Annotated in this window: 11 protein-coding genes and 1 pseudogene; 6 read left to right on the top strand and 6 right to left on the bottom strand. The window is 71.4% G+C overall.

The genetic code is table 11. The features are described 5' to 3' along the window. A partial coding sequence (locus WA805_RS01955) for a class I SAM-dependent methyltransferase (protein ID WP_425241509.1) occupies window positions 1-777 on the top strand: 777 nt, incomplete at its 5' end. A gap of 40 nt (window positions 778-817) precedes the next feature. Here WA805_RS01955 and WA805_RS01950 read toward each other — a convergent pair. Together WA805_RS01950 and WA805_RS01945 are read right to left on the bottom strand one after the other, a co-directional pair. Then, window positions 818-1,855 carry an isopenicillin N synthase family dioxygenase gene (locus WA805_RS01950; protein ID WP_425241508.1) on the bottom strand — a complete coding sequence of 346 codons (1,038 nt, stop codon included), beginning with the start codon at window positions 1,853-1,855 and terminating at the stop codon, window positions 818-820. A 172-nt stretch (window positions 1,856-2,027) separates the two neighbouring features. Next, the gene (locus WA805_RS01945) at window positions 2,028-2,798 is read right to left on the bottom strand and encodes a TetR/AcrR family transcriptional regulator C-terminal domain-containing protein (RefSeq protein WP_425241507.1); all 771 of its coding nucleotides are present in this window, start codon (window positions 2,796-2,798) and stop codon (window positions 2,028-2,030) included. Between the two features lie 96 nt (window positions 2,799-2,894). Here WA805_RS01945 and WA805_RS01940 point away from each other — a divergent pair, with 96 nt between their 5' ends. The 3 genes and pseudogenes from WA805_RS01940 to WA805_RS01930 all read left to right on the top strand — a co-directional run. Beyond that, window positions 2,895-3,284 carry a VOC family protein gene (locus WA805_RS01940; RefSeq protein WP_422290403.1) on the top strand — a complete coding sequence of 130 codons (390 nt, stop codon included), beginning with the start codon at window positions 2,895-2,897 and terminating at the stop codon, window positions 3,282-3,284. 110 nt (window positions 3,285-3,394) lie between these two features. Then, window positions 3,395-3,562: a hypothetical protein gene (locus WA805_RS01935; protein ID WP_422290402.1), complete on the top strand. Its 168-nt coding sequence runs from the start codon at window positions 3,395-3,397 to the stop codon at window positions 3,560-3,562. Window positions 3,563-3,745: 183 nt separating this feature from the next. Next, window positions 3,746-3,841: pseudogene (locus WA805_RS01930) on the top strand (IS982 family transposase); the annotation flags it as partial. Window positions 3,842-3,898: 57 nt separating this feature from the next. On the opposite strand, the gene WA805_RS01925 reads toward WA805_RS01930, so the two are convergent. From WA805_RS01925 to WA805_RS01910, 4 genes are all read right to left on the bottom strand, one after another. Then, complete coding sequence (locus WA805_RS01925) at window positions 3,899-4,336, bottom strand: ATP-binding protein (protein ID WP_422338182.1); 438 nt, start codon at window positions 4,334-4,336, stop codon at window positions 3,899-3,901. Between the two features lie 115 nt (window positions 4,337-4,451). Then, the gene (locus WA805_RS01920) at window positions 4,452-5,144 is read right to left on the bottom strand and encodes an HAD family hydrolase (RefSeq protein WP_424564792.1); all 693 of its coding nucleotides are present in this window, start codon (window positions 5,142-5,144) and stop codon (window positions 4,452-4,454) included. Then, entirely contained in the window at window positions 5,141-6,268 is a 1,128-nt protein-coding gene (locus WA805_RS01915; protein WP_422284676.1) for a TIGR03364 family FAD-dependent oxidoreductase, read from the bottom strand. The genes WA805_RS01920 and WA805_RS01915 overlap by 4 nt, the downstream gene beginning before the upstream one ends. A gap of 50 nt (window positions 6,269-6,318) precedes the next feature. Beyond that, the gene (locus tag WA805_RS01910) at window positions 6,319-7,068 is read right to left on the bottom strand and encodes a GntR family transcriptional regulator (protein WP_422281794.1); all 750 of its coding nucleotides are present in this window, start codon (window positions 7,066-7,068) and stop codon (window positions 6,319-6,321) included. 111 nt (window positions 7,069-7,179) lie between these two features. Between WA805_RS01910 and WA805_RS01905 the strand changes: the two genes are divergently transcribed. Beyond that, the gene (locus tag WA805_RS01905; protein ID WP_425241506.1) at window positions 7,180-8,022 is read left to right on the top strand and encodes an SAM-dependent methyltransferase; all 843 of its coding nucleotides are present in this window, start codon (window positions 7,180-7,182) and stop codon (window positions 8,020-8,022) included. Window positions 8,023-8,102: 80 nt separating this feature from the next. Continuing rightward, on the top strand, window positions 8,103-8,474 hold the full coding sequence (locus WA805_RS01900) for a DUF427 domain-containing protein (RefSeq protein WP_425241505.1): 372 nt from the start codon (window positions 8,103-8,105) through the stop codon (window positions 8,472-8,474). The last annotated feature ends 230 nt before the right edge of the window (window positions 8,475-8,704 follow it).

Genomic DNA, 8,704 nt, shown 5'->3' with positions numbered 1-8,704 from the left:
ACGCTCGCGTTGGCGCTGCTGGGGGAGCGGGCCGAAGAGCTGCTCAGCTACCACACGAGCCACGGAACGCACCCGGTGCTTGCGGGCGCCAGGGCGCAGGTCACCTGCCGCAGCAGGTACACCGAGGACGCGCTCGCCCGCGCCGCCGGCAGTGGCGTCACCCAGTACGTGATCCTCGGGGCCGGCCTGGACTCGTTCGCCTACCGGAGCGGCGGCCTGGCCGGCGGACGCCGGGTCCGGATGTTCGAGGTCGATCATCCGGCTACCCAGGACTGGAAGCGCCGCGCGCTCGCGCACGCCCGGGTGACCGTGCCAGACGGGGTCACGTTCGTGCCGGCGGACCTGGCCACCGGCGCGCTGCCCGGCCTCCTCGCCGCGGCGGGCTTCGACGGCTCGGCTCCGGCCCTGGTCAGCTGGCTCGGCGTCACCATGTACCTGACCAGGGACGCGATCGCCGCGACGCTGGCCGTGGTCGGCGCGCTCGCGCCGGGCAGCGAGGTCATCGCCGACTACGTGCTGCCCGCGGAGCTGCGCGACGACGCGGGCGACACCTACGGCAGCCTCGTCGCCCAGGCGTCCGCCGAGCGTGGCGAGCCGTGGCTGTCGTGCCTCGCGCCGGATGAGATGGCGGACCTGGCACGGGCGGCGGGACTCGGCACCGTGCGCACCGTCTCGCAGCGTGACGCGATCCCGGCCGCGCTGTGGCAGCGCTCGGACGCGCTGCGCCCCGCGGACCTCGCGATGCTGCTGCACGGCACGGTCCCGCCACGCGGATAACACCGTCCCGCCACGCGGATAACACGGTCCCGCCGCGTGACTAACGGGATAACAGCACGTCGCGCCTGAGCTGCGGGAAGACCTTCGACACCTTGCCCAGCAGGTAGTCGCCGTAGCTGCCGGTGAAGGCGCGCAGGTCCTGGCCGTCCCAGCGGCGCTGGCCGTCGTCTCCGGTGGCGGCGCGGCCGGGCAGCGGGGGAACCTCGGCGGCGAATCCCGGGTCGAGGAAGAACGGGAACGACAGCCGCGGGTGGCCGCTGAGGTTGCGGACCCGGTGCGGCGTCGACCGGTACCAGCCGCCGGTCAGCCGGTCCAGCATGTCGCCGATGTTGCAGACGAACGTGCCGGGGACCGGCGGGGCCTCGATCCAGCCCTCCGGCGCGGCGATCTGCAGGCCGCCGCTGTCGTCCTGGGCGAGCAGCGTCAGCAGCCCGTAGTCGGTGTGCTCGCCGACCCCCCAGCCGGCGGCCTCCGGCGGCGGCGGCGGGTAGCTGAAGATCCGGAACAAGATGGTCGGATCCGCGGTGTACCCGTCTGCGAAGTACCCGGCGTCGAGGCCGAGGCTCAGCGCCACCCCCGCCAGCACCGACTGGCCGAGGCTGGTCAGCGCGTCCAGGTACGACAGCACGAGCTCCCGCAGCCGCGGGACCTGGCGCGGGAACAGGTTGCGGCCGTGCAGCGGCAGGCCGGCCAGCACCCGCGGGTCGTGCTCGGGCAGCTCGGTGCCGAAATAGAGCCCTTCCTTCAGGTCCGGCCGCCCGGAGGTGAGCTCGCCGCCGACCGGGAAATAGCCCCGCCAGGCCCGGCCGCCCCGCGCCATGGCGATCTCCGTCTTGTCCGCCGCGGGCAGGGCGAAGAACTCGGCGCTCGCGCCGGCCAGCTCATCGAGCAGCTCCGCGGGCACGCCGTGGCCGGTCACGTAGAAGAAGCCACGGTCCCGGCACGCCGCCTGGATCTGCTCCGCCACCGTGCCCGCGACCACGGTGCCCGCGACCACGGTGCCCGCGACCACGGTGCCCGCGCCGCCGCCAGCAAGCGGCGCCACGTCGATGACCGGCAGCGCCGGAGAACCTGTCATGCGCCCATCCTCCCCTAGGCGATTGATTCCAGGGGATCGAGGGTTGTGGTCATGGCCCGTGGCAGCCAGGTCGGGGGTGTCTCAGACGATCAGGCGGCGTAGTCCGTTTGGTGCGTCCGGCGAAGGTTGCGGGCGGTGCGGTCGGAGACGCGGCGGGGCCAGCGGTTGCGGGTCAGGCACCGCTGGTGTCGATTAGGGCGCCGAGGCCGTCGAGGACGCGCTGCAGGCCGAAGGTGTAGGCGTGGTCGGGGTCATAGGCTGCGCCGTGAGCGGCGCCTGCGGCGGCGCCGACGCGGGAGGCCGTGGGGTACTTTGCCTCGTCGAAGACCCGGGCGAGCAGGGGGGCGTTGGCGGCCCACCATTGCTCCTCGCTCATCGCGCTGTCCTGCCTGGCGGCGTTCGCCTCGGCGGCCGAGCGCGCGGCGGCCTGGACGAAGCCGAGCAGGAAGGTGAGGGCGGCGTCCATCTCGACGTCGTCGAGCCCGAGGCCCTCGAACGCGGAAAGTTCGTGCTCGTATTTGGCCATGAGTCCGGGGCCGAGCGGGGGCCGGGTGGTGGAGACCTCGGCGATCCAGGGGTGCCGGGTGAACAGGTCGCGGTTCTCGTGGGCGACGGCGGCCAGGCGCTCGCGCCACGGCATGCCGGACAGGTCGCCGCGCGGCATCTGGCGGTAGACCGTGTCGAGCATCAGGTCGAGTAGTTCGGCCTTGCCGGGCACGTAGGTGTACAGCGACATCGGCACCACGCCGAGGCCGTGAGCGACCGCGCGCATGGTGACTGAGCCCAGGCCGTCGCTGTCCGCGAGGGCGATCGCGGCCGCGGCGACCCGTTCGAGGCTCAGGCCCTGGCGCGGTCCGCGCCGCGAGTCCGCGGGGCCGGGCTCGCGCCAGAGTAGTTCGAGGGTGCGTGCCGGGTCGCCGCCGCTGCTGTGTTCGGTGGGCATCGGAACATTCTCCCGCCTACTTTTGTTGTACGCAGTACACTGTACTAGATACAGTGTTGATTGGAGTCCCGATCGCCCGGACCGAGGAGCCCTCCCATGCAGATCACCGCTTCCGCCGTATCCCTCAACGTCGCCGATGTGCCCGCCTCCGCCGCATTCCTGGCCAGCCACTTCGGCTTCCGGCAGGACATGGCGGCAGACGGCTTCGCCTCCCTGGCACGCGAGGACGCCGGGATGAACGTCGTCTTCCTGCGCCGAGGGCTGCCCTTGCTGCCCGAGGACCAGCGTGATACCCACGCCGCCGGCCTGATCCTGGCGTTCGTCGTCGAAGACCTCGAGGGTGAGCTGGCCCGCCTGCGCGAGGAGGGCGTGGACATCACCATGCCGCTGCGCGAGGAGCCCTGGGGTGAGCGCGCGTTCCAGGTCACCGACCCCAATGGCGTCATCGTCCAGCTCCTCGACTGGAACGCGCCGGCCGGCCAGTGACTGAGCGGCCGGGGCGGCGGACCACCTGCCGTCCCAGCCGCAAGCCAGGACACGGGCGTGCGCCAAGAGCGCCCCGCCCCGCCATCCCGCATCGCACATGGAGGCACGTTGTGACCGAGCGGACCACCAGGGGCTGGCCCGGCCTCAAGCACATCCGGCGGCCCAGGACCCGGCGAGGCTGGCTGATCACCATCGCTGCCAGCGGCGCGATCCTCGCACTCAAGCTCACCCTGGGCCTCGGCGTTCTCGCCCTGGTCGTGCACCTGCTGACGCATTGACCACACCCGGGCGACCGCTCGCATAGGCCTGGCGGCGGGATGTTCTCACCCGGCGATGCCCCAGTGGGACGCGGGCGCCGAGCCGATGTCGCGGCCTGAGCCCTTGCCTGCCCAGAGCGTCGAGGCCCACAGCGTGATCCTTGCCCTGGCGTCCCTCCATCCCGCGCCAGACCTAGAGGCACGGTGGACACCGATCTGGACACCCTGGCAACCGCGCTGTTCGTGAAGACCGGCGAGCTGCTGGATAGCTCGCCGCAGCTCGCGCCGTGGCGTCCGAGGCACATCACCGGGCAGGTGATCGCCGTCAACGGCGGCGCCAGGACGACGCGCTAGAAGCTAACTGACGAGACGGCTGGCGAACTGACGCGATCCGCTGAGCGAAATAGTGAACCAGACGGTCTTGCCCAGGTCCCCGGCAGCGGGGATGACGCCCCAGGACTGAGCGAGCATGTCGGTCAGCCACAGGCCGTAGCCGCCTTCAGGCCCGGGGTCGCGCAGCACCGGATCGCCGGGTCCGTCGTCGGTGACCTCGATCCTGGCGATCCCGTCCGCGATCGAGATCCACAGCCGGGCCGCGGACTTGGCGTGGACGAGGGCGTTCGTCACGAGCTCGCTGGCCATGAGCTCACCCGCCTGCTGGCACCAGGCGCTTGCGCCCATGTCGGCCAGAAAGCCGCGAGTGAACTGCCTCGCTACAGCGGGAGCATGCCGGCTGGCGCCGAGCTGCCGTCCCGTGATCCGGACTCCGGTCTCCTGATCCAGACCCGCGCTCATCGTCGCCTCCTTGATCGGTGTTTCCCGTCCGGCCATCGCCGTACAGCGGGCTACCCGGTGTCCGCCGCACCAAACCGGTTTGGTGGTGAGCTGCGCTAGCCGAGGGAGGGCTGAGCTAGCTGAGGTGCGGCAGCAGGCCGGTGATCGAGTCCAGGATGAGCGGCGACCCCGGCAGGCCGGTCTGCGACGGCACGGCCTCGAGCTCGGCTCTCGTCGACTCGCCGGTCAGCACGCCGGCCACGATCCCCGCGCCCGCCCGCAGGCCGGATTCGACGTCGCTTGTCGTGTCGCCGACGACCGCCAGCTCGTGCACCGAGCCGCCGCCGAGCCGCAGCAGCGCGGTGAGCGGCATATCCGGCCACGGCCGGCCGCGGCCGGCGTCGGCGGGGGACAGCACCAGGTCCACCAGCGATCCCCAGCCGAGCTCCGCGATGATCGCGTCCCGCGTCGCGGGGGAGAAGCCGGTGCTCAGGCACACCTTGATCCCGGCGGACCGGCAGTGCGCGAACAGCGCTTCCGCGCCGGGTATCGCCGCCACCTCACCGCCACTGACCGCCGCCGCGTAGTGCGCCTCGAACGCCGCGTTCGCCGCCTGCGCGGCGCCCTCGGAACCGAGGATGTGCCGGAACACCTCGATCTTCGACTGGCCCATGGTCGCCCTGACGTACTTCATCGCCGTGACGAACTCGGCGACGGGCAGGTTGAAGCTGGTGATCGCGTCGGTGAACGTGGCCATCACGATGCCGTCGTCCCTGACGGTGGTGCCTGCCATGTCCAGGCAGGCGACGGAAATACGGCGCTGGCTCATGGCAGGAACGTCTCCTCGGCGATCGCGGGCGAACAGGTCATGCCGCGTCCGCCCGGGCCGGTGACGAGCACCACGCCGGGCGCGACCACGGATCGGTGGTAAAGGTCGGACGTGCCGGTCACCTCGCTGTAGACGCCGGCCCACCGGCGCAGCACCCGGGGCAGCGGGCGGCCGAGCAGCGCCTCGGCGCGGGCCCGCAGGTGGTCGTAGGGCTCCTCGTCCACGTCGAAGGCGAACGGCTCGTCGTAGGAGTGGGTGTCCCCGATGGTCAGCCCGCCGTCGGCGCGCTGCACGAGCAGGAGTTGCGCGCGGCTCGCCGCGGCCACCGGGGTCTGCGGCCCGAGCAGGGCGAGCGACGGCACGTCGTAGGCCGGGTAGTAGCGCAGCGAGTCGCCGTCCGCGACCGACGTCGTGAGCGACTCGGGGAACGGCGCGGTCTGCATCATCTGCAGCCGCACCCGCCGCAGGTGGTGCACCGTGGCCGCCAGGTGCGGCCCGGCCACGCCGGTGAAGTTCGCCCCGGTGCACAGCACCACGAGGTCACCGCGGTACCACCGGCCGCGCTGGTCCCGCACTCCGTGCGCGACGACCTCGACGGCCTCCCGGCCGGGCAGCCACTCGTACCCCGGCCCCGCCAGCGCCGTGTTGGCCAGCCCCGTGCTGGCAAGCATTGAGCGCAGCGCGGGGAGCGCGACCCGCGGCTCCACGATCGCGTCGGCCCGGCAGTACAGCCCGCCGAGGAACTCGCCCCGCAGCGCCGGGTTCACCGCGCGCACGCCGTCGGGGTCGAGCAGCTCGAAGTCGCGCTGCTTGGCGTCGGGCAGCTCTGCCGCCTCGCCGAGCACGCGCAGCTCCGCCTCGCGGGTCGCGAGCGTCAGCGACCCGGCGGGCCGGAACCCGGTGCCGGGAGCGGACGCGGCGATCTCCTCCCACAGCTCCCGTGCGCGCAACGCCAGCGCGAGCTCGGGGCCCGCTCGCCGTCCGCTCACCCAGACGAGGCCGAAGTTCCGCACGCTCGCCCCGCGCGCCTCTGGTTCCCGCTCCAGGTGCACCACGGAGAACCCGCGGCGCCGTGCCATGACGGCGTGCATCGTGCCGAGCACGCCGCCCCCGACGATCACCACCCGCTGCTCAGCCACAGATGACGAGTATAACTTGTATAGCCAACTTTGGGCTATGACGGGGCAGCGGACGTCCGGGACAGTGCGTTGACGGCGACGGAGTTGCGGATGCTGAACGCTGTCAGTGAGCCCACGTACCGGTCGTCGGACCACTCCACCGGCTGCCCGGAACGGTCCGTCGTGAACCGCCGCTCGCGCAGCAGCGGTACCCCAGCCCGCACGCCGAGCAGCCGGGCGTCCTCGGCGGACGCGGGCACCGCGTCGATCACGTGCTCGGCGTCGGTGAACACCACACCGAACGCCTCGAGCCGCTCGGTGATCGAGTCGACGGACAGGTCCATCTCGGCGACGAGCGTGCCCACCTGGTCGGGATAGGCGGCGCGCTCCACCATCACGGGACGTCCTGACAGCAGCCGCACCCGGACCAGGGACCAGACGTGGAAGCCGGCGGGCAGCGCCAGCCGGTCGGCCTCGGCCTCGGTGGCGGGGCGCCGCTCGAGGGTCACCACGCGGCCGCCGGGCACCTCGCCGATGGCTCGTGCCCAGCGGGAGAACGACAGCAGCTCGCCGAAGCTCTGCACCCGCGGGCCGCCGATCACCACCCGGCGGGCACCGCGACGGGAGGCGATCACGCCGTCCGCCCGCAGCGCGGCGAACGCCTGCCTTATCGTGCCACGAGACACCGAATACCGCTCGGCCAGCTCGCTTTCCGAAGGGAGCTTGGTGTTCGCCGGGTAAGTGCCTGCCGCGATGGCCGCCTTGATATCTTCGGCCACCTTCCGGTACAGCGAGGACCCGGTCATGCACACAAAGAGTACTTGGCCTGATGCCATACTTGCTGCCAGCCCCGCGGTCCGGGGCTATCGTTAGCCTTGATAAAGCCCGTGTTTCCGCGGGGGCGGCGGAGGTCACCGATGACCAGCGACAAGGACGGCAACCGGTACACGGTTGCCGACATCGACATCACCCGGCCGAACGTAGCGCGCGTTTACGACTGTTTTCTCGACGGGAAAGACAATTTCGCCGCGGACCGCGAGTTCGTGCGGCAGGCCCTCGAGATCGCGCCGAAGGCGGGGATGTCCGCGAAAAACAACCGCGCGTTCCTGAGCCGGGTGGTCCGCCACCTCGTCGCCGATGTCGGCCTCACGCAGCTGCTCGATATCGGCTCGGGGCTGCCCACCCAGGGCAACGTGAGCGAGGTCGCGCACGCGATCGACCCGACGGTGCACGTCGTGCACGTCGACAACGATCCGATCGTCTACACGCACAGCAAGGCGCTGCTCACCGACTCGTGGACCACCGACATCGTGGTCGGCGACGTCCGCAAGCCCGCCGAGATCCTGGCCGACCCCGACGTGCGCAAGCTGATCGACTTCGGGAAGCCCATCGGCCTGCTGCTGTTCGCGATCCTGCACCACGTCACGGACGACGATGAGCCGGGACGGATCGCCGCCCAGCTGCGGGACGCGATGCCCGACGGGAGCTACCTCGCGCTCTCCAGCCTGCGGCTGCCAGGACCCGAGCTGCCAGAACTGCGCGCCGTGACCATCGAGGGCGAGAAGCTCCTGGTGGGCACGCTCGGCAGCGGGCGCTGGCGGGAGGACGAGGAGATCCTCACCTGGTTCGGCGACTGGGAACTGCTCGAGCCCGGCCTGGTGTCCATCCTGGACTGGCGCCCCGCGCCGGGGACGTTCATCGAGCGGGACGAGAACTATCACAGCTTCTTCGGCGGCGTGGCGCGCAAGCCCGCGAGATAGCGGGCCCGTTCCGGAATGTCTGCGGCCCCGTGCGGGCTTACGCAGATACACGCTGACCCACTCCGGAAGAGAGCCCTGTCATGGACCGCGCCGCGAAGATCCCGGACGCCACCCACCCGATCACCGTCCGCCCCACCGGTTCCCGCGTGACCGTGCGCGTCGGCGGCGTGACGGTCGCCGAGTCGGACAGCGCGCTGTCGCTGGCCGAGTCGTCTTATCCCGTGGTGCAGTACATCCCCCTCGGCGACGTCGACCAGAGCCTGCTGCGGCGCACCGACAGCCACACCTACTGCCCTTACAAGGGCGAGGCCAGCTACTACAGCGTCCAGACCCCGGACGGCGCGACCGAGGCCGACCTGATCTGGACCTACGAGCAGCCCTACGACGCGGTCAAGGAGATCGCCGGTCACGTGGCGTTCTACGCGAACCGCGCCGAGGTCGCCGTCGGCTGACCTTCCCCATCATCCCGAACGGGCCCGTCACTCCGCCCCATCGTCCCCTCGGCGCCCTCGAGTCGCCTGGCCCCTCTGCTCTGCTGTGCGCGCCTCAGTCTCGTGAATGCCGTAGCGCTGAAACCTTGGCCGCCTCTGGCCGGTCAAACTTTCAGCGTCACCGGATGTCATCTGATAACAGCAAGAAGCGCTCGGCAGGAGGAGCCTCTTTCGCCGTCGCGATGGGCGGC

Origin of the sequence: Trebonia sp. (assembly GCF_049794275.1) — a bacterium.
In the GTDB taxonomy this organism is placed as follows: domain Bacteria; phylum Actinomycetota; class Actinomycetes; order Streptosporangiales; family Streptosporangiaceae; genus Trebonia.
This window is presented reverse-complemented; position numbering and strand designations above follow the sequence as displayed.